The organism is Microbacterium sp. LKL04 (assembly GCF_900102005.1).
Taxonomy (GTDB): Bacteria; Actinomycetota; Actinomycetes; order Actinomycetales; family Microbacteriaceae; genus Microbacterium.
The window spans coordinates 2,443,452-2,462,094 of record NZ_LT627736.1 but is presented as its reverse complement, the minus strand read 5'-3'; the positions used below and the strand labels follow the sequence as shown (position 1 = coordinate 2,462,094).

General features: G+C 70.0%; 20 protein-coding genes. 9 read left to right on the top strand and 11 right to left on the bottom strand.

The window, feature by feature from the left end; genetic code table 11:
* Positions 1-44: 44 nt before the first annotated feature.
* Together BLP38_RS12040 and BLP38_RS12035 are read left to right on the top strand one after the other, a co-directional pair.
* Positions 45-917 carry an N-acetylneuraminate synthase family protein gene (locus BLP38_RS12040; RefSeq protein ID WP_091357961.1) on the top strand — a complete coding sequence of 291 codons (873 nt, stop codon included), beginning with the start codon at positions 45-47 and terminating at the stop codon, positions 915-917.
* Positions 914-2,257 carry a DUF6716 putative glycosyltransferase gene (locus BLP38_RS12035; RefSeq protein ID WP_157681103.1) on the top strand — a complete coding sequence of 448 codons (1,344 nt, stop codon included), beginning with the start codon at positions 914-916 and terminating at the stop codon, positions 2,255-2,257. Before BLP38_RS12040 ends, BLP38_RS12035 begins: the two co-directional genes overlap by 4 nt.
* Here the strand turns inward: BLP38_RS12035 and BLP38_RS12030 are convergent.
* The 3 genes from BLP38_RS12030 to BLP38_RS12020 form a co-directional block, all read right to left on the bottom strand.
* A complete protein-coding gene (locus BLP38_RS12030; protein WP_091357955.1) occupies positions 2,247-3,395 on the bottom strand; it encodes a hypothetical protein in 1,149 nt (382 codons plus the stop codon). The two genes, BLP38_RS12035 and BLP38_RS12030, sit on opposite strands and share 11 nt — an antisense overlap.
* Positions 3,392-4,348 carry a hypothetical protein gene (locus tag BLP38_RS12025; protein ID WP_091357952.1) on the bottom strand — a complete coding sequence of 319 codons (957 nt, stop codon included), beginning with the start codon at positions 4,346-4,348 and terminating at the stop codon, positions 3,392-3,394. The genes BLP38_RS12030 and BLP38_RS12025 overlap by 4 nt, the downstream gene beginning before the upstream one ends.
* An 86-nt stretch (positions 4,349-4,434) precedes the next feature.
* Positions 4,435-4,899, bottom strand: coding sequence for a VOC family protein (locus BLP38_RS12020; protein ID WP_091357949.1), 465 nt, complete (start codon positions 4,897-4,899; stop codon positions 4,435-4,437).
* Between the two features lie 90 nt (positions 4,900-4,989).
* On the opposite strand from BLP38_RS12020, the gene BLP38_RS12015 reads away from it, so the two are divergent.
* The 5 genes from BLP38_RS12015 to rplI all read left to right on the top strand — a co-directional run bounded on the left by BLP38_RS12015 (position 4,990) and on the right by rplI (position 7,738).
* Complete coding sequence (locus BLP38_RS12015; RefSeq protein ID WP_091357945.1) at positions 4,990-5,964, top strand: helix-turn-helix transcriptional regulator; 975 nt, start codon at positions 4,990-4,992, stop codon at positions 5,962-5,964.
* Positions 5,965-6,103: 139 nt separating this feature from the next.
* Positions 6,104-6,442: a 30S ribosomal protein S6 gene (gene rpsF / locus BLP38_RS12010; RefSeq protein ID WP_036282987.1), complete on the top strand. Its 339-nt coding sequence runs from the start codon at positions 6,104-6,106 to the stop codon at positions 6,440-6,442.
* Positions 6,443-6,447: 5 nt separating this feature from the next.
* Entirely contained in the window at positions 6,448-6,966 is a 519-nt protein-coding gene (locus BLP38_RS12005) for a single-stranded DNA-binding protein (protein ID WP_091357942.1), read from the top strand.
* 53 nt (positions 6,967-7,019) lie between these two features.
* Complete coding sequence (rpsR, locus tag BLP38_RS12000; protein ID WP_005054609.1) at positions 7,020-7,274, top strand: 30S ribosomal protein S18; 255 nt, start codon at positions 7,020-7,022, stop codon at positions 7,272-7,274.
* Between the two features lie 11 nt (positions 7,275-7,285).
* The gene (rplI, locus tag BLP38_RS11995) at positions 7,286-7,738 is read left to right on the top strand and encodes a 50S ribosomal protein L9 (protein WP_091357940.1); all 453 of its coding nucleotides are present in this window, start codon (positions 7,286-7,288) and stop codon (positions 7,736-7,738) included.
* Positions 7,739-7,995: 257 nt separating this feature from the next.
* Here rplI and BLP38_RS14440 read toward each other — a convergent pair whose 3' ends face one another.
* Positions 7,996-9,711 carry a chaplin family protein gene (locus tag BLP38_RS14440; protein WP_091357938.1) on the bottom strand — a complete coding sequence of 572 codons (1,716 nt, stop codon included), beginning with the start codon at positions 9,709-9,711 and terminating at the stop codon, positions 7,996-7,998.
* 95 nt (positions 9,712-9,806) lie between these two features.
* Positions 9,807-10,901 (bottom strand): hypothetical protein, encoded by a 1,095-nt coding sequence (locus BLP38_RS11985; RefSeq protein ID WP_091357936.1) that lies wholly within the window; start codon positions 10,899-10,901, stop codon positions 9,807-9,809.
* A gap of 451 nt (positions 10,902-11,352) precedes the next feature.
* Here BLP38_RS11985 and dnaB point away from each other — a divergent pair, with 451 nt between their 5' ends.
* Together dnaB and BLP38_RS11975 are read left to right on the top strand one after the other, a co-directional pair.
* Positions 11,353-12,723: a replicative DNA helicase gene (dnaB, locus tag BLP38_RS11980; protein ID WP_065572052.1), complete on the top strand. Its 1,371-nt coding sequence runs from the start codon at positions 11,353-11,355 to the stop codon at positions 12,721-12,723.
* 29 nt (positions 12,724-12,752) lie between these two features.
* A complete protein-coding gene (locus BLP38_RS11975) occupies positions 12,753-13,325 on the top strand; it encodes a dihydrofolate reductase family protein (protein WP_091357933.1) in 573 nt (190 codons plus the stop codon).
* Between the two features lie 5 nt (positions 13,326-13,330).
* On the opposite strand, the gene BLP38_RS11970 is transcribed toward BLP38_RS11975, so the two are convergent.
* From BLP38_RS11970 to BLP38_RS11945, 6 genes are all read right to left on the bottom strand, one after another.
* Positions 13,331-13,780 carry a hypothetical protein gene (locus BLP38_RS11970; protein WP_091357929.1) on the bottom strand — a complete coding sequence of 150 codons (450 nt, stop codon included), beginning with the start codon at positions 13,778-13,780 and terminating at the stop codon, positions 13,331-13,333.
* Positions 13,777-15,165: a phytoene desaturase family protein gene (locus BLP38_RS11965; protein WP_091357926.1), complete on the bottom strand. Its 1,389-nt coding sequence runs from the start codon at positions 15,163-15,165 to the stop codon at positions 13,777-13,779. Before BLP38_RS11965 ends, BLP38_RS11970 begins: the two co-directional genes overlap by 4 nt.
* The gene (locus BLP38_RS11960; protein WP_442922944.1) at positions 15,162-15,953 is read right to left on the bottom strand and encodes a UbiA family prenyltransferase; all 792 of its coding nucleotides are present in this window, start codon (positions 15,951-15,953) and stop codon (positions 15,162-15,164) included. The genes BLP38_RS11965 and BLP38_RS11960 overlap by 4 nt, the downstream gene beginning before the upstream one ends.
* A 194-nt stretch (positions 15,954-16,147) precedes the next feature.
* On the bottom strand, positions 16,148-17,056 hold the full coding sequence (locus BLP38_RS11955) for an NmrA family NAD(P)-binding protein (protein WP_091357923.1): 909 nt from the start codon (positions 17,054-17,056) through the stop codon (positions 16,148-16,150).
* Positions 17,057-17,112: 56 nt separating this feature from the next.
* A complete protein-coding gene (locus tag BLP38_RS11950) occupies positions 17,113-17,613 on the bottom strand; it encodes a gluconokinase (protein WP_091357920.1) in 501 nt (166 codons plus the stop codon).
* Positions 17,610-18,632 carry a zinc-binding dehydrogenase gene (locus BLP38_RS11945; protein ID WP_091357917.1) on the bottom strand — a complete coding sequence of 341 codons (1,023 nt, stop codon included), beginning with the start codon at positions 18,630-18,632 and terminating at the stop codon, positions 17,610-17,612. The genes BLP38_RS11950 and BLP38_RS11945 overlap by 4 nt, the downstream gene beginning before the upstream one ends.
* Positions 18,633-18,643: the final 11 nt, after the last annotated feature.

The window sequence follows — 18,643 nt, the reverse complement described above, 5'->3', positions numbered from 1 at the left end:
GTCGCGAACCACGCTGAGGGTCAGCATCGACGAAAGGATCCGTCATGACGGTGACCATCGGAAGCCACGTACTGGGCGGCGGGCACCCCGTGTACGTCATCGCCGAGATCGGCCTGAACCACAACGGCGACGTCGCCCTCGCCAAGCGGCTCATCGACGTCGCTGCGGATGCCGGTGCGAATGCGGTGAAGTTCCAAAAGCGCACGCCCGAGATCGCCACTCCAGCGCACATGCGCGACGTCCTCCGCGAGACGCCGTGGGGCACGATGACCTACCTCGAGTACCGTCACCGGGTCGAGTTCGACCGCGACCAGTACATCGAGATCGGCGACCACGCGACCATGCGAGGGCTCGACTGGTTCGCGTCCCCGTGGGACGTCCCGAGCGTCGACTTCCTCGAGGACCTGGGCGTCGTCGCCCACAAGGTGGCCTCGGCGAGTCTCACCGACATCGAGCTGCTCGAAGCACTCCGTGCCACCGGCAAGCCGGTCATCCTCTCGACCGGCATGTCGACGATCGAGCAGATCGACCGCGCGCTCGACGTCCTCGGTACCGACCGCACCGTGCTCATGCACGCCACCTCGACCTACCCGATGGAACCGGAGGAGGCGAACATCAAGATGATCGCCTCGCTGCGCGACCGCTACGCGGGGATCCCCGTCGGCTACTCCGGACACGAACGCGGCCTGCAGATCTCCCTCGCCGCCGTCGCGATCGGCGCCGTCGCGGTGGAGCGTCACATCACGCTCGACCGCACGATGTGGGGCTCCGATCACGCCGCATCGCTCGAGCCCACCGGTCTCGCGCATCTCGTCCGCGACATCCGCGTCATCGAGATGGCCCTCGGCGACGGCGTCAAGCGCATCTACGAGGGCGAACTGGCGCCCATGGCGAAGCTGCGCCGCGTCCCGGCATGACCATGAGCACCGACCGGTCACCGGACCTGCGCGTCGTCGCGATCGCCGACGCGGACTCCTTCGTGAAGTGGTCGGCGGCGCTCATCGACTCCGCGCCGGAGGTCGACCCGCACCTGGTGCTCGTGCAGACGCCCCTCGTGGTGAGCGTCGCGCAGGAGCATGCGGCTCTGGCGGGCACCGGCATCCGTCCCGAAGCGGTCACGCGTCTCGCCTACGACGCCCTCGCCGGGTGGCTGTCGGCGGATCGACCCGACGTCGTCGTGGTCGGCGGGCGCGGCCCGTTCGTGCGACTGATCATGCGGCAGATCGACCGGGTCACCCCTCGACCGGTCGTCGTCTCGGGACTTCCGGGCATGTCGATCCCCGCGCAGCGCGGAGCGGCGCTCTACCGCCGCTACAGCGACCTCATGGTGGTCCACTCGCGACGCGAACAACGCGCCTTCGCGCAACTGGCGGATCGCCTCGGCCTCGACATGCGTCCGAGTCTCGCGACCCTGCCATTCGCCCGGCCGACCCGCGGGGCGGGCGGCGGTACGGACCTCGTGTTCGCCGCGCAGGCGATCGTGCCCCACGAGCCGGCGGAACGCAGCCGGCTCGCCGGGATCCTGCGGTCGGCCGCGCTCGCCGACCCCACGCGGCGCGTGGTGGTCAAACTGCGCTCCCGGCCCGAGCTCGGCGAGGCCGAGACGCACTTCGAGCGCACCGGACTCACCGGCCTGCTCCGCGACCGGCCCGACAACCTCGTGTTCTCGCACGAGCCGATGTCGCGCGCCCTCGAGACCGCCGAGGGGCTCGTGACGATCAGCTCCACGGCGGCGATCGAGGCCATGGCCATGGGCGTACCGGTCATCGCGCTGACCACCTTCGGCGTCTCGAAGACGCACCTCAACACGGTCTTCGTCGGCAGCGGTCTGCAGGGTGAGGCGGACGACGTCATCGCGCGTCGGTTCCGGCACCCCCATCCGGGGTGGCTCGCCGACAACTACTTCCACGACCCGAGCGAATCGACCTGGTGGTCGGACGTCGAGCACCTCATCGATCAGCGCCGGCGCGGTGTCCTCGTCCCGAGGTACGTCCCGGCGGCACGAGGGGGCGCACTCCACGACGCCTGGCAGCGCAAGGCCGTGCTCGGCGCCGAGGATCGCTCGGTTCTCGGATCGATCGCGCTCGCGGTCGGGGCGCCGCTCGTGCGGGGGATCCTCTCCACCCGCACGATGCTCGGCCGTCGCGGAGCGGAGTCGTGGTCCGACGACGGCAGCGACATCACGGTCACCCCGGCGCGCTATCAGGACCCGGTCGTCCGTCCGCGCCGGTCGGTCCTGGCCACCGTCATCGACTGAAGATCGCGTTCATCACGCCGCTCTGCAGGCCGATCCACACGACGAGGATCCCCCCGCCGATGAGAATGGTCGCCCACGGGACGGCCCTCTTCAGCCGGCGGCCGCCCGGGGCGACACCGGGCGGAGGACGCAGCGCTTCGACGGGCGGCGTGAACGGCAGGGCGGTGCCCGGCTCCCCGCTGAGAGGGGCGGATGCCGGTGTCCCGGCGGCGGGCATCGCGAGACGGTCGTCGCGCCACCGCTCCCACTGCGCCAGTTTGTCCATCAGCGCGCCGACGACGGAGAACAGCCATCCCCACGTCCGCGGATCGAGGGTGGAGAAATCGCGCTTGCCGTAGAGGAACATCCAGTCGTCGACGATCTCGATGTCGAGCTGGGCGGCGTTGTCGATGAACCGCGCCATGATGTCAGGAGTGAACAGGTAGAGCGCGTCCTGCTCGTAGCCCTGCGGGCAGTAGAGCGAGAAGTACCTGTCGAAGTCGCCCTCGAGACTCAGGCGCTGGTGCCGGTCGAAGGACTGCGGCAGGTTCGTGCCGAGGAAGGTGTTGTTGCCCTCGGCATCCAGCACGATGTGGGGCAGTGGCGTGTGGAGGCGGATCGCGACGTAGCCCCACCGGTGGGTGGTCCGGTTCTTGCCGGACCCCGTCGTGTAACGGTAGTTGCCGAACTCGACCATGCGGGGCTGCTCGCCACGGAGGATGTCGGTCGCCGTGCGGGAGCTCCCGAGCGAGAAGATCATGCCCGGAAGGGGCGGATCGGATGCCTGGGGGAACCAGGTCATCCCGTTCGCCCGGGCGAAGTGGTCGAGGCGATACCAGCGCACGCCGCCGTTCCGATACGCCCTCACGATGAGGGCGGTCAGGCCGGCCGCGATGAGTGCGACGACGAGGATGATCGCGATCGAGCCGACACCGTTCGGAGCTGAGCCCTCGAAGAACGGGGCGAACACGAGCCGGAAGATCAGGTTGACGACGACGAGACCGAATACTCCCACGACGCCGACGACGAGGCATCCCGCGGCCCAGCCGGCGGTCTTGGGGGCGCGACCCGTCGCGAGGAGCTGCTTGCGGTAGGCCCGCGCGGTGGCCCCGTCGACGGGGTCGGTCAGGGGGCGGGCGTCGAAACCGGGGGCGCTCATCGGGTCACTCCGTGTCCGTCGAGGACGGCATCGGCGGGAATCTCGACCGCATCGAGACCCGCGCGCGCCACCAGAGCGGCTGCGAGGGCGGCGCTCCCGCCGACGAGTGTCGAGTCGAGGTCGGGATCGCTCACCAGCACCCAGGCGCGGTCGTCGGGCCAGATGAGGCTCGGGCTGAGGATGTCGTCGGCGTCCTCGCCCCGCCACGGCGCGGCATCCGTCCACCCGAGATCGGCGAGTTCCGAGACCCCGCCGCGGAAGAGCACGTGGGTGCGGCCGGGCAGCTCGAGCCGCGGGCCCGCCGAGATCTCGCGGGAGAGGATGCCGTCGTGCCAGGTGCGCTTGCCCGTGACCGCGCTCCACAGGTCCTTCGCGCTGCGTCCGAGCATCTCGTTGTGCCGGTGCAGGTTCGCGTCGGACGGGTCGCCCGCCTGGTAGACGGTGCGCGACGAGCGCACCCGCATGCCGCCGAGGAGGCCGGGGTGCCCGTCCCACAGTGCGACGACACCGTCATCCGGCGCCGCCGTGTGCGAGGCCAGGACTGCGGCGATCTCGGCCACCTGGGCAGGATCGAGTTCGCCCCCGAGAGGCGGGTTCACCCAGTCGCCCGCCGGGGTGACCAGCACTCCGGGCGTCTCCGTGGAACGGGTCAGGTGCTCCCAGTCCGCGAGCGGGGAGAACTCCGTCCCGAAGATCCCGGCCGCCTCGCGCCACGTCAGGGGGCGCTCCTCGATGCGCGAGAACAGCGACTCGCGTCCCGCGTCGGTCATGGCGGCGACGGCGTCGAACGACGGCATCCGCTCGTTCGGGATCCGCTCGAGGTGGACGGGGTGCAGGATGCGGACATAGGCCTCGAACCCGCGCGGTGCGACGTCGTGGACCGTGCCGCGGGGAGGATCGTCGAGCCGTCCGCGCAGCCAGTCGCCTGCAGAGACATCCCCGGTCCACTCCATGCGGCCACGGTACCGAAGACGCCACCCCGCGAGAGATCCTGCGCGCGGGGTGGCGTCGGGTACCTGCTCTGTGTCAGGCGTGGGTGTCAGCCGGCGTGGGCCGCGCGGACGTCGACGACCCACGTCACGCCGAAGCGGTCGGTGAGCATGCCGAAGCCGGCGCTCCACGGCGACGCCGCGAGCGGCTCGACGACCGTCGCCCCCTCGGCGAGGGACTCCCAGCGCGCGGCGACCTCGTCGAGCGTGTCGCCCTGCAGCGAGACGAAGAAGGCGCGATCGGTGATCGTGGCGCCGTTCTCGCGACGGGTCGACCCGGCCACGGCCTCGGCGCCCCGCGTCTCGCCCGGGACGTCGTACGCCATCAGTCGGAAGCCGTCGGCCGCGACGAGGATGCCGAACACGACCTTCTCGGCGCCGGGCGCCTCGGCGGGCATGCCGAGCTGCGCGTACGTCGTCACCGAGACGGTGCCGTCGAACACACGGCCGTAGAACTCGAGCGCGTCGCGGGCGTCGCCGTGGAAGTTGAGGTGCGTGGTGGTGGAGAGGGTCATGATCGTCCTTCGGTCGGTGGCTGTCTGCCGGCATCCACTCTTCGCCGCATAGAGGACCGTTTCTGTCCGCTTCTCGAGCAGGATGGAGGAATGTCATCGCCGTCGCACCGGATGCTGGATCTGCTGTCCGTCCTTCAGTCGCGCCGCGACTGGGGCGGCCAGGAACTCGCCGACCGGCTCGGAGTGACCGTCCGCACGGTGCGCCGGGACGTCGACCGGCTGCGCGAGCTCGGCTACGCGATCACGGCGGCGAAGGGCCCGTACGGCGGATACCGGCTGAGCCCGGGCGAGGAACTCCCGCCGCTCCTCTTCGACGACCAGCAGGCGGTGGCCATCGCCGTCGCACTGCAGTCGGCATCCGGAGTCGACATCACGGATGCCGCGGCCCGAGCCCTCGCCACGATGCGGCAGGTCATGCCGTCGCACCTTCGTCACCGCATCGACGGGATCCGGTTCGAAGCGGGGGCGCCGGCCGAGCAGGTCGCGACCGCCGCGCTCGAAGCGGTGAGCGTCGCGACGCGCGAGCACCGGACGCTGCGGTTCGACTACGGCGACGACGCCGATCGCCCGGCCCGGCACGCGGAGCCGCACGCCGTCGTCGCGCGGGACGGGCGCTGGTACGTCGTCGCGTGGGACCGGGATGCCGCGGACTGGCGCATCCTCCGGCTCGACCGGCTGCGGCCCCGCCAGGGCGGCGGGGTCCCGTTCGAGCCTCGGGAGATCCCGACGGGGGATGCGCGGACGTACCTCGCGGCGCGGTTCAAAGGATCCGAGACGACGGACCGGTGGCCGGTGACGGGCGAGATCGCCCTGCCGCTGCCCGCAGGGCGGGTCGCGCCGTGGCTCGGCGACGCCGAGCTCGCGGAGCGCCCCGACGGCACCTGCGTCGTGAGGGTCGGGTCGTGGTCGTGGGCAGGGGTGCTCGCCTGGGCACTGCGGTTCGACGTGCCGTTCGAGATCCTCGGGCCGCCGGAGCTGGCCGCGGCGGCGGCCGAAGCGGGGCATCGGATGGCGGCGTCCGCGGCGGGGCCGGCCGATTCCGCAGCAGGGCCGGGCATCCGCTAGACTGTTGTGGTTGTCCGTCTGCGCTCATGCGCGGAATCAGCGGACACGTGCATCAACCCTCCTGATGCCGGGAAACGCCCGGCATCCGTTCTAGTCCGAAGGAGGTGGGTTAGTGACGCACATCCACCAGTACGAACTCATGGTGATCCTCGACCCCGAGATCGACGAGCGCCAGGTCGCTCCCAAGCTCGACGGGTTCTTGAAGGTCATCACCGCAGACGGTGGCTCGATCGAGAACGTCGACGTCTGGGGCAAGCGCCGTCTCGCCTACGAGATCCAGAAGAAGAACGAGGGCATCTACGCCGTCGTCAACTTCACCGCCACGAGCGAGGCCACGCAGGAGCTCGACCGTCAGCTCAAGCTGAACGAGCAGATCATGCGTACCAAGGTCCTCCGCGCCGAGGAGGCGATCGCTCAGGTCGCCGCCGAGAAGGAGCGCGCTGAGGCCAAGGCCGCCCGCAAGGCTGCGAAGGCCTAAGGCTCATGGCCGGCGAGACCATCATCACGGTCGTGGGGAACCTCACGGCAGACCCCGAGCTGCGGTACACGCAGAACGGCCTGCCCGTCGCGAACTTCACGATCGCATCGACGCCGCGCAGCTTCGACCGTCAAGCCAACGAGTGGAAGGACGGCGAAGCGCTGTTCATGCGCGCGTCGGTCTGGCGCGAGTTCGCTGAGCACGTCGCAGGCTCGCTCACCAAGGGCATGCGGGTCGTCGCGACCGGCCGCCTGAAGCAGCGCTCCTACCAGGACCGCGAAGGCAACAACCGCACGGCGATCGAGCTGGAGGTCGACGAGATCGGCCCCTCGCTCCGCTACGCCACTGCCCAGGTCACCCGGGCCGCCTCAGGCGGCGGCGGTGGCGGCGGCAACTTCGGCGGCGGTCAGCAGCAGTCGCGTCCGCAGGTGCAGCAGGACGAGCCCTGGGCCACGCCCGGGTCTTCGGCCCCTGACGCCTGGAGCGCGCCCGGGACGAGCTACGGCGACGACACCCCGTTCTGATTCGAATTCCGGATGCCGCGGGCCGCGGCATCCACCTCTCTTAAGGAAGACACATGGCTGGAAAGGCAACCGGCGACCGCCGCAAGCCGCGGAAGGGCGCGAAGAACGCCGCTCCCGCGAAGGCGATCCGCGTCGGCGTCATCGACTACAAGGACGTCGCGACGCTTCGTAAGTTCATCTCGGAGCGTGGGAAGATCCGCGCCCGTCGTATCACCGGAGTCTCGGTGCAGGAGCAGCGTCTGATCGCCAAGGCGATCAAGAACGCCCGTGAAATGGCGCTCCTGCCCTACGCCGGCGCTGGCCGGTAAGGAGCACCGACATGGCAAAGCTGATTCTCACGAACGAGGTCGCCGGGCTCGGTAGCGCCGGTGACGTCATCGAGGTCAAGAACGGGTACGCCCGTAACTACCTCATCCCCCAGGGCTTCGCTGTGGCCTGGACCCGCGGTGGCGAGAAGCAGGTGGCGTCGATTCGCGCCGCCCGCGACGCCCGCGCGATCCACGACCACGAAGAGGCTGTGGCGCTCAAGAACACGCTCGAGTCGAACACGGTCAAGCTGACCGTCAAGGCCGGCGCGGAAGGCCGTCTGTTCGGTTCGGTCAAGCCGGCCGACGTGGCCGACGCCGTCAAGGCCGCCGGTCTCGGTGACCTCGACAAGCGCAAGATCCACATCACCTCGCCGATCAAGGCCGTGGGACAGCACGAGGCGACCGTTCGCCTGCGTGACGACCTCACCGCCGCGATCACCCTGCAGGTGGTCGCCGCCAAGTAATCCTGGCGCGCGGTTCGGATGCCGCGGTTCCTCCCCTTCGGGTCGGGACCGCGGCATCCGGCGTTTGGGGCGGGTGTGCGGGCGTGTTGGAGTTCGCGGATGCGGGCGTGCGGGTTCGCGGATGCAATAGATCGTGGCCGACACGCCGTGTCTCGAGGCCTGGTGGCGGGGTGTCGTGCCCGATCTCTTGCATCCGCGCACGCCGGAGGAGCGGATGCCGGTGCTCGAGCCGCGGCATCCGCCCCTCCCGGGCTGTGTCAGGCGGTGCGGCGACGCAGGGCGAGCAGCGCCCCTGCGAGGATCAGCGCCGCGGCGGACAGCGGGAGCCACGTCACGGGCACGCCACCTGCCTGAGCCAGGGCTCGAGGCATCTCGGTCGCGGTGGCCTGCGGTGTCATCGACGTGCCGGGAGCACCCGGGATCTGGTCGTCCGTTCCCAGACCCGGGGTGTCACCCGGAACCGTGCCCGGGTCGACCGGGTCCACGGGGTCAACCGGGTTCGTCGGGTCCACGGGGTCAACAGGCTCGACGGGGTCCGTCGGGTCGATCGGGCCGGTGCCAGGACCGGTTCCCGGGTCGGTGCCAGGACCGGTTCCCGGGTCGGTGACGGTGCTGTCGCCGATGATCGACACGGCGGTGTCACCGACGGTGATCGGGATGCCGATGGGCAGCAGAACCTGCGTTCCTCCGCCGATCCCGTTCTCACCCGAGGTGATCGGGGTGCCGATCGTGCCGGTGCTCGGCGCGGTACCCGTTCCTCCGCCGACGCTCGTGCTGTCACCGATGACGGAGACGGCCGTGTCGCCGATCATCACCGGAAGCGTGATGGGTGCGACGACCTGGGTGCCGGATCCGATTCCGTCGGAGCCGTCGGTCGACGGGCCCTCGGTGGCTCCGGTGGCGGGAGTGCTCGGGGCCGCGGCGCCCGTGCTCTCGGTGGTGCTGTCACCGATGACGGAGACGGCGTTGCCGTCGACCGTCACCGGGACGGTGATCGGTGCGACGACCTGGGTGCCGGATCCGATGCCGTCAGAGCCGTCGGTGGACGGACCTTCGGTGGTTCCTGCCGCGGAGGCGGTGGGAGCGGGGGCTCCGGTGCTCTCGGTGGTGCTGTCTCCGATGACCGAGATGGCGTTGCCGTCGACCGTTACCGGAACGGTGATCGGTGCGACGACCTGGGTGCCGGACGCGATGCCGTCGGTGCCGTCGGTGGTGGCCGACGGGGCGGGCGATGCCGGTGCGCTGGGAGCCGCGGCATACGTGCTCTCGGTGGTGCTGTCGCCGATGACGGAGATCGCGACGTCCTCGACCGTCACGGGCACGGCGATGGGGGCGACGACCTGGGTGCCGGACCCGACTCCGTCCTCTCCGCCGGTGGTGGCCGACGATGCAGGCGACGACGGTGCGGCCGTGGCCGCTGCATCCGTGCTCTCGGTCTTGCTGTCACCGATGACCGACACCGCGGTGTCCTTTACGGTCACCGGGGCCTTCACGGGGGCGACGACCTGTGTGCCGGACCCGATGCCGTCTGACCCGCCGGTCGACGCTGCGGGCGCCTTGGCGGGATCCTTTGCAGGTGCGGCAGGCGCGGCATCCGTGCTCTTGGTCGAGCTGTCACCGATGACCGAGACCGCCGTGTCCTTGACCGTGACGGGTACGGACACGTTGATGATGGCCTGCGACCCGGAGGCGGCACCGTCGGAGCCGCTGGTGGATGCAGAATCCGAATCGCGCGACGGAGCCGCGGACGACCCCTTGTCGCTCGAGCTCGTGGACGAGTCGCCGACCAGCGAGATCGCGGTGTCGCCGATGGTGACCGGGACGTCGACGTTCAGGAGCGCCTGGGTGCCCGAGAGCAGCCCGTCCTCTCCGGACGTCGTGGATTCCGCGGCCTGCGCGGCCGCTGCGCCGAAGAGCGTGATGCCCCCGGCGACGAGCGTACCCAGGAGGGCACGCGACAACATGGTGTTCATTTCTCTCTCCTGGAAGATGACTGGGGATGGCGCGGATGCGCCCTCACGTGGGACGTGCGGGATGCGTGCCGCGAAAACGCGCGGCGCAATCCCCGTCAGTCGGGAGAGACGTCGCTGTCGAAGAAGGGTGCGGGCAGGCCGTGCTCGTCGTGCGGCCGTCCCCGACGCGCCCAGGCACGGTGCGCAACGGGGAAGCCGAACGGAAGCAGGGCGAACAGCCCGGCAGCCCCTCCGGAGGAAGCGGACGTCAGAGAACCGGTTCCCGCCAGGGGCGCTGCGGGCGCGGGCGGGGCGGTGTCAGGCGTGGGGGATGCCGCGAGCCCGGCAACGGCCGACGATACGTCGGCGGAACGAGCCGCCACGGTCGCCTGGAAGGCGTCACGCGTTGTCAGAGCAGCGGGGCTGACCCGTGCGGCAGAAGCTGGCGTCGAAAGCGCACCGACAGCGGTCGCGGCGGGTGTCGTGCCGGTCGCGGAAGCGTCGGCATCAGGCGACACCGGCAGAGGGTAAGCGGGAATGACCCCGAGGCCCGGTGTGACGGGCTCCGTCACGGGGTCGATGGCGTCAACGACCGGGGGGAGCACGGTCTCGATCACCGGGTCGATCGCGTTCACAACCGGCTCGATAACCGGGCGGACGGCATCCACGATAGGAACGACGACACTGTCCGTGATGGGCGTCACGACGGTGACGACGGGAGGCAGGACGGTATCGGTGACGGGCTTCACCGCCGTTTCGACGACGGGCTTCACGACCTTGTCGGTGACGGGCGCGACCACCTTGTCGACGACCGGCTTCACGATCTTGTCTGTGACAGGCTGCACGACCTTGTCGGTCACGGGGGTGACGACCTTGTCCGTGACGGGCTTCACCGCCTTCTCGGCCACCGGCTTCACGATCTTGTCGGCGACGGGTGTGACGACCTTCTCGATGACGGGCGCGACCGCCTTCTCGGCCACGGGCGTGACGAGCTTGTCGGTAACGGGCTTCACGACCTTGTCGGTCACCGGTGCAACGGTCCGTCCGACGACCTTGGTCACCCCGCTGAGGAGCCCATCGTCTTCGCGGTCGGCGGCATGGGCGTGCGATGCGCTCAACACGACCGCGAAGGCCACCCAGAGCAGGGCGACGCCGAGTCCGACCGCAGCGAGGAGACCGAGTCGGACGAACGCTCGTTGCGTTGTAGGCACAGGTCACCTCCACGATGTCTCATCGGAACGCGCGCCGTGATGGCCGCGTTCTGCGGGGTGCCTGGAACAGCCACGGTACCGACTTCCTATGAATTTGACAAGAGCACTTCGGGCATCCTTTTGAGGGGTGAGCAAACCGCAGAAACCGGCCGACTTTCTCATTTGACAAATCGCGGATTCTGCACATGTGTGGGGATAACCCTGAACCTTCAAGCGCCACTTGAGGTCGGTTAGCCATCCACAGGCTGTGGGAAAGCAAAGTCCAGATCAAAGTTCTATTCCTGCGCTCCCAACACGGAGATTCCACGCGTTGTCCACAGGCTCTCTGCACAGGGTGAGCGGCGTTTCGCGCAGATTCTCCACACAGTTATCCACAGGCCGGTTTGCGTGTGTCCGAGCCCCTCCCTAGCGTGTGCGAGGGCCTTCCAGCAGGTCCGGAAGAGGGGCTTGGATGTCGATCGCGGACCTGTCTGACGACCGAATCGGCGGATCCCGCGGTCCGGAACGCACCCCGCCGCACGACATGCTCGCGGAACAGAGCACCCTGGGCGGCATGCTCCTCTCGGGAGACGCGGTCGCCGATGTCATCGAGGCCCTTCGGGGAACCGACTTCTACGTGCCCAAGCACGAGCTGATCTTCGAAGCCGTCCTCTCCCTCTACTCGCACGGTGAGCCCACCGATGTCGTCGCCGTGACGGATGAGCTGATCAAGACCGGCGATCTGCAGCGCGCCGGCGGCGCGGACTACCTGCACTCCCTCACGTCGATCGTCCCCACCGCAGCGAACGCGGCCTACTACGCCTCGATCGTGCGGGAGCGAGCACTGCTCCGTCGCCTCGTCGAAGCCGGCACCCGCATCGTGCAGATGGGCTACAACGGCCAGGGCGAGGCTCTCGACCTCGTCAACAACGCGCAGGCCGAGATCTACTCGGTGACCGGGCAGGAGCAGTCCGAGGACTACGTTCCCCTGCAGGTCGCCGTTGACGCCGCTGTCGAGGAGATCGAAGCCGCGCGCGGACGCGACGGTCAGATGACCGGCATCCCGACCGGGTTCGCTGCCCTCGACCAGCTCACCAACGGCCTGCACGGCGGACAGATGGTCGTCGTCGCCGCTCGTCCCGCCATGGGTAAGTCGACGCTCGCGCTCGACTTCGCTCGCGCGGCCGCCATCAAGCACAACCGCCCCACCGTGTTCTTCTCGCTCGAAATGGGGCGCAGCGAGATCGCTATGCGACTCATGAGCGCCGAGGGTGCGGTGCCGCTGCAGAGCATGCGCAAGGGCATGCTCGACAGCCGCGACTGGACCACGATCGCCTCGACCCGCGGTCGCATCAACGATGCGCCGCTGTACATCGACGACAGCCCGAACATGACGCTCGTCGAGATCCGCGCGAAGTGCCGCAAGCTCAAGCAGCGCGTCGGACTCGAGATGGTCGTCATCGACTACCTCCAGCTCATGACGAGCGGTAAGCGCGTCGAGTCCCGTCAGCAGGAGGTCTCGGAGTTCTCCCGTGCGCTGAAGCTGCTGGCGAAGGAGCTGCAGGTTCCCGTGATCGCCCTGTCGCAGCTGAACCGTGGTGCCGAGCAGCGCGCCGACAAGAAGCCTGCCATCAGCGACCTGCGTGAATCGGGCTCGATCGAGCAGGATGCCGACATCGTCATCCTGCTGCACCGCGAAGCCGCGTACGAGAAGGACAGCCCCCGCGCCGGCGAGGCTGACCTGATCGTCGCCAAGCACCGCAACGGCCCGACCGACACGGTCGTCGTTGCGTTCCAGGGTCACTTCTCGCGCTTCACCGACATGGCCGTCGGGATGGACTGAGCAGGCCGGACCTTCCGGAGAGGACACCGATGCGAGACCTCGTCTACTACGTCGCCGTCAGCATCGACGGCTGCATCGCCGATGAGAACGGCGGGTACGACGCCTTCCTCATCGAGGGCGACCACAACGCTGTCATCTTCGGCGAGTACGCCGACGCGCTGCCTGGGCACGTGCAGCGGGCGGTCGGCATCCAATCACCGAACACCACGTTCGACACCGTGATCATGGGGTGGAACACGCTGATTCCCGCGCTGGATGCCGGGATCACGAGCCCGTACCCGCACCTCCGGCAGATCGTCGCCAGCCGCCGGGAGCGCGATGTCGACCCGTCGGTCTCCCTGACGAACGATCCGGTGGCGACCGTCCGGTCCCTCAAGGCCGAGGACGGCGCGGACATCTGGCTGTGCGGTGGCGGCGAGCTCGCCGGGGCGTTGCTGCCCGAGATCGACCGGCTCGTGCTGAAGCGCCACCCGGTCGCTCTGGGCTCCGGCATCCGCTTGTTCGGTGAGGCCGCCCCGGCGGAGTACCCCTTCACGCGGACGCGTGTGCGCGAGTTCGCCTCGGGTGTCGCGATCGAGGAGTACGTGCGCCGCACGGCCTAGCGGCGTCAGGACTTCGGGCGCTTGACTCCGCGCGGCCGCCAACGCCACCACATGACGTGGTAGTCGCCCTGCTCGACGTCGTAGATGCGCCCGCAGATCGTGCACTCGCATTCGTAGGTCATCGACCAGCCGGGTTCGCTCGTCGAGAGGATGCGGATGTTCCCCGCGTCCTCTTCCTTGCGTGGGTCGCGGTGCTCGGGACCCGGGTAGTCTTCGCACCAGCACGACCGGTTGGCCCGGTGCTCTAGCTTCGCGAGGGCGAACTCGACGTTCGCCGAATTGGGCCGGATCAAGCCGCCGAGATTGAGCTTCTCCGTGGCCTTCCGGATGCGGGCGACGTGCGGCACGAGCGGGTCCACCAGGTCGGGGTCGCGACTGCCGAGCACCTGCCACGTCGCATGGAGCACGCGGTCCGTCTCGCCGGAGAGGAAGTCCTCGAGCAGGGTCGTCGTCATGCGGGATGCCTCCTCAGCAGCTTCTCGGTCACCATCATCGCTCCGCCGAGCACCGCCGGGATGCCGCCGCCGGGGTGCACGGAGGCGCCGACGCGCCACAGCCACGGCCGCCGGAGATCGTGGTGCGCAGGCCGGTGGAACGGTCCGCTCATCCACAGAGGACGGGCGGCACCGTAGAGGGCGCCGTGGTGCTCGCCGAACGTCCCGAAGTACGCGGGGTCGAGGACCGCGGCATCCGTCATCGCATCGGTCAGCAGCCCGTCGAGGCCCATCGTGCGGGAGATCCGTTCGACCTCGCGCCGCACGAACGGGTGCTCGAGGCTGTACCCCGACCCGTCGGCCGGGGCGGTCAGCAGGACGGCGAGCGTGCTGCGGTCGTTCGGGTAGACCTGGCCGGCGCGGTAGAGGTTGACGAACGCCATCGTGTCGGCGGGCTCGTCGCCCGCGGCGAGGCTGCGGTGCAGGGCGTCGGGCTTCGTGGGGAGGATGACGCTGTGCGCGGCGATCCACTCGGGGAGCGGCTCGCGGAGCGTGCCGTAGATCGCGACGGCCGAGCACGACAGGGCGCCCGGTGTGCGCCGCCGCCTGCCGAGAAGGGCGTCGACCCGGTCCGCGTCGAGCGCGCTCACGACGATGTCGGCCTCGAACGATCCGCCCGTCGTCGTGACCCGTCCGTGCTCGATGCCCGTCACGGACTGACCCGTGCGGATGTCGACACCCGCGGCATCCGCCATGCGCTCCAGCGCGAGCGGGATCTCGTAGACGCCGCCGCGGGGGACCCACACACCGGATGCCGCCATCACGGCCGGCATGCTCGCGTAGAGCGCAGGCGTCCGCTCGGGCGGGACGCCGGCGTTGAGTGTGTGGATGGCGATGATCTCGCGGAGGCCGTCGGGCATCCACGTCAGGCTGTCGAGGTATGCCCGCGTGCTCAGCCGCGGCCCGTACACGGCGAGCAGTCGCCGCAGCGCGGGCAGTGAGCGCCGGTCGAGCGGGTCAGCGACGAGAAGCGCGGTCACGTCGTCGGCGAGGGGAGCGTGCTCGTCGCTGAACCGCTTCCACGCCGGGTACCAGCGGTGCTCGGGCGGCACGGGGAGGGTGACCTCCTCGCCCTCGTAGTAGTAGCGGCCGACCTCGGGCAGCCGCTCCAGCTCGAGGGCGCCGGGGTCCGTGCCGAGGCGGGCGCACAGCTCCTGCCACACGCCGGGGAACGTCACGAGCGAGGGGCCGGAGTCGATGCGCTCGCCGTCGACCTCGAGCCGCCTACTCTTACCGCCGACCGTCACGGCCCGCTCGAGCAGGGTCACGTCGTGTCCGGCGCGGGCCAGCAGAGCGGATGCCGCCAGCCCCCCGAGTCCTGCGCCGATGACGACGATGCGGCTCATCCGTACACCTCGAAGAACATCTTCGTCAGCTGCAGTCCGCTCGCGACCGAACCGGCGACATAGGGGAACGCGATCGACACCGGGTACAGGCGACGCCCGGTCGCGGGGGTCGGACGCACCAGCATCCATCCGACGAGGACGCCCGCGATCGCGAGGTTGACCGCTGCGACGGGGATGCTCACGAGCGCGAACAGGACGGTGGAGGCGAGCCACCAGCATCCGCTCCACACCGCGGTGCCGCGCGGGCCGAGGAGGACGGCGGTCGTCCGGATGCCGGCCTCACGGTCCTCGTCGATGTCCTGCACCGCGTCGTAGGCGTGCTTCGCGACGCTCCAGGCGAGGAGTCCGATGACGGCGGGCCACAGCGGCGGCTCGCCGAGGGCAACCGGGACGATCAGCAGGGGCAGACCGTAGGCGGCGTTGCTGATCGAGTCGAGGAACGGCCGCTGCTTGAACCGCAGCGGCGGCGCCGAGTAGAAGACGAAGACGAGCGTGTAGAGGAGGATCAGCAGGCCGGCCGCGGGCGGGTAGGCGATGAGGAACCAGACGAGGAACGGCACGTTCGTGATCGCGACCGCCCAGACGATCAGCCGCACCTCGCGCGGCTCGATCCGGGCGCCCTCGATCGAGCCCTTCCGCGCGTTCAGCGCGTCGGTCTCCTGGTCGAAGATGTCGTTCACGCCGTAGATCAGCAGGTTGAACGGCAGCGTGAGCCACAGCAGGAGCGGGATCGCCGCGGCATCCAGCAACTGACCCGTGAGCCACATGCCCAGCACGCCGGTGCCGATCGTGTTGATCCAGAGGACCGGGCGCGAGATGTGGACCAGGCGGCCGAGCGTCGACCACGCCGAGACGCGAGGAGCCGGAGCGGGCTGATGGTCGATGGCGGGACTCCTCGGGTGGCGACGGCGCGGACGACCGTGTCCCGCGATTGTATGCGGCGACGACGAACCCCCGGCCGCTCTTGCGCGGGGGGTGCGGATTAGGAGCGCGTGGTTGCCAACCAGGGGGCGAGGATGTCGCGGGCCGGCGTCCAGGTCTGGCGTCCGTAGCGGTCGTTGTCGACGTGGCGCAGCGCGGCCTCGCCGCTGAACATGCTCACGAAGTACTGCATGCCCTGCCAGGCGGGGAACGTCTCGCCGGGGTTGCTCGAGAGGCGTCGCCCCACTGCGGCCATGGCCGACAGTGTCCCCGTCGTGCCCGCCCACTGCAGCCTGAATGTGTCGCCGCTGAGCTCGGTCGCGAGTCCCGCCACCTGGCGAGCGGTGATCCGGTCGCCGGCGACCTCGACCACACGCGGGGCGTCGGCGTCGAGGGCGACCAGCGCGACGGTCCGGGCGGTGTCGTCCTTCGTCGTCACGTCGAGCACCTGGTCCGCCGACGACCAGTAGAGGACGCGCTTGCGGTCGCGGAGGATCAGCGGCGCCTGGCCGGCGAGCAGTTCGGTGAACATGCCTCCCAGCACAGACGTCGCCTGGATCGGGGCCGCGTCGAGGTCGGCGGCGAACTCGCGGCGCAGCTCGAGGTTGCGGTTCGTCCCCGGGGTGAGCCGACGGTAGTCGGCGGAGTAGTCCGACGGCAGGAAGCGCGGCACGCCCGCCGCGACGGCCGCGGCGAGCAGCGCGCGCTGCGCGTCGACGATCACGGGGCGGAGGCCGCTGACCGCCGAGACGACGACGTCGGCACCGGATGCCGCGGCCATGAGCGCATCGTGGTCCGCGTAGTCGGCGGTCACGATCTCGACCCGCGGGTCGTCGCCGAAGCGCTCGGCCGCGGTCGAGCTGCCCGGACGGGTCAGCACCCGGAGCCGGACGTCGTGGTGGAGGAGCTCGCGGGAGATGCGGCTGCCGAGGTCGCCGGTTGCGCCGGCGACGAGAACGGTGGTGGTCACGTGGTCATCCTGCGGGTGACCACGTGTTCCGGGCGAGGGGTTGCGTTCCGCTCGCCTCAGCCGGCCGGCTCGTCGAGCGCGATGCGCGCGCGGCGCGCGACATCGAGGATGCGGCCGACGTTCTCGACGGCGACCCCGGGCTCGTCGTCGCCGAGGTGCTCGAGGGTCGCGAGCTGCGAAGCGAGGAGCGCCGGCGGCATGAAGTGCTGACGCGAACGCATCCGGCGGTCCAGCTCCTCGGGCGACACGACGAGTTCGACGAAGCGAACGTCAGGCGCGGCGGCGCGGATCCGGTCGCGGTAGCGGCGGGCCAATGCGGAGCACGCGACGACGAGACCGGGCGCCTCGGCGAGGGTCTGTCCGACGATGTCGAGCCAGGGTGCGCGATCCTCGTCGTCGAGGGGGTGGCCCGCCTCCATCTTCTCGACATTGGCCTGCGGGTGCAGATCGTCGGCGTCGACGAAGTCCACGCCGAGATCGACGGCGAGAGCGGCTCCGACGGCGGTCTTGCCCGACCCGCTCGGACCCATGACGACAATGCGGGGTGCGGTGCTCACGACGCCACCTCCACGTCGGTCAGGGTCACGACGACTTTGCTGCTCTCGGCGGGGCGCCGTGCGGTCTCGAACGCTTCGATGGCCGCATCGGGGCGGAACTCGTGGGTGATGACGGCCTCGATCTCGGGGCGGCGGCTCAGGACCTCGATCGCCTCGTCGATCTCATCGAGGAAGCGGAAGGCGCCGGTGAGTGTGGCTTCTTTCGAGATGAGCGGGGCGATGTTCACACCGACCGGCTGGTTGGGCAGCATCCCGATCTGCACGACGGTTCCGCGGCGGCGGACGGCGGCGATCGCCGACGACACGGCGGGTGCGGCTCCCGAGCACTCGAGGACGACGTCGTAGACGTCGGAGGGCACCTCGTCCTCACCCACCCGCCAGACGCCGTCGACGCCGAGCGCGCGTGCCCGCTCGAGCGGCTCGGCCAGCAGGTCGGTGATCTCGACGCTCGCCGCTCCCGCCTCCTGTGCAGCGACGACAGCGAGCAAGCCGATCGGACCCGCACCGCAGACGAGCACCCGCGCGCCGGCGAGGGAGCCCGACCGGCCCGCGCCGTGAAAGGCGACGGCCAGGGGCTCGGCCAGGACGGCGCGGCGCACGGGCAGGTCCGAGGGCAGGGTCCGGATCATGCCGGCATCCACCACCAGGTAGTCGCTCATCGCGCCCTGCGTGTGCGGGGTCGTCGCGGCGCTGCCGAGGTAGCTGCCTCCGGGACGCAGGTGCGGCTCGACGGGAGTCGACCCTTCGGGACCGAAGCGCGCGGGATGCACCGTCACGGGCGTCCCCGGCGACAGCAGACCGGACGGGTCGAGGTCGACCCAGCCCGACAGCTCGTGCCCGGGAACCAAGGGCTCGGTGACAACGAACGCGCCGTTCGCCCCCTCGGAGTAGTAGTGCAGGTCGGATCCGCAGATCCCGACGTATCCCACCCGGATCCGGACCTGTCCCGCGTCCGGCTCGGGGACGGGATGGTCCGCGACCGTGAGGTCGAGCTTGCCGCCGATGACGACTGCGTCCATGTGTGTCTCTC

What these genes read in the sequence shown, in the direction of transcription:
- BLP38_RS11945 (WP_091357917.1), bottom strand. Translation starts at nt 18,632, where the DNA reads ATGGACGCAGTCGTCATCGGCGGCAAGCTCGACCTCACGGTCGCGGAC.
- rplI (WP_091357940.1), top strand. Translation starts at nt 7,286, where the DNA reads ATGGCAAAGCTGATTCTCACGAACGAGGTCGCCGGGCTCGGTAGCGCC.
- BLP38_RS12035 (WP_157681103.1), top strand. Translation starts at nt 914, where the DNA reads ATGACCATGAGCACCGACCGGTCACCGGACCTGCGCGTCGTCGCGATC.
- BLP38_RS14440 (WP_091357938.1), bottom strand. Translation starts at nt 9,711, where the DNA reads ATGAACACCATGTTGTCGCGTGCCCTCCTGGGTACGCTCGTCGCCGGG.
- BLP38_RS11965 (WP_091357926.1), bottom strand. Translation starts at nt 15,165, where the DNA reads ATGAGCCGCATCGTCGTCATCGGCGCAGGACTCGGGGGGCTGGCGGCA.
- BLP38_RS11970 (WP_091357929.1), bottom strand. Translation starts at nt 13,780, where the DNA reads ATGACGACGACCCTGCTCGAGGACTTCCTCTCCGGCGAGACGGACCGC.
- BLP38_RS11975 (WP_091357933.1), top strand. Translation starts at nt 12,753, where the DNA reads ATGCGAGACCTCGTCTACTACGTCGCCGTCAGCATCGACGGCTGCATC.
- BLP38_RS12040 (WP_091357961.1), top strand. Translation starts at nt 45, where the DNA reads ATGACGGTGACCATCGGAAGCCACGTACTGGGCGGCGGGCACCCCGTG.
- BLP38_RS12015 (WP_091357945.1), top strand. Translation starts at nt 4,990, where the DNA reads ATGTCATCGCCGTCGCACCGGATGCTGGATCTGCTGTCCGTCCTTCAG.
- BLP38_RS12030 (WP_091357955.1), bottom strand. Translation starts at nt 3,395, where the DNA reads ATGAGCGCCCCCGGTTTCGACGCCCGCCCCCTGACCGACCCCGTCGAC.
- BLP38_RS12025 (WP_091357952.1), bottom strand. Translation starts at nt 4,348, where the DNA reads ATGGAGTGGACCGGGGATGTCTCTGCAGGCGACTGGCTGCGCGGACGG.
- rpsR (WP_005054609.1), top strand. Translation starts at nt 7,020, where the DNA reads ATGGCTGGAAAGGCAACCGGCGACCGCCGCAAGCCGCGGAAGGGCGCG.
- rpsF (WP_036282987.1), top strand. Translation starts at nt 6,104, where the DNA reads ATGGTGATCCTCGACCCCGAGATCGACGAGCGCCAGGTCGCTCCCAAG.
- BLP38_RS12005 (WP_091357942.1), top strand. Translation starts at nt 6,448, where the DNA reads ATGGCCGGCGAGACCATCATCACGGTCGTGGGGAACCTCACGGCAGAC.
- BLP38_RS12020 (WP_091357949.1), bottom strand. Translation starts at nt 4,899, where the DNA reads ATGACCCTCTCCACCACCACGCACCTCAACTTCCACGGCGACGCCCGC.
- dnaB (WP_065572052.1), top strand. Translation starts at nt 11,353, where the DNA reads ATGTCGATCGCGGACCTGTCTGACGACCGAATCGGCGGATCCCGCGGT.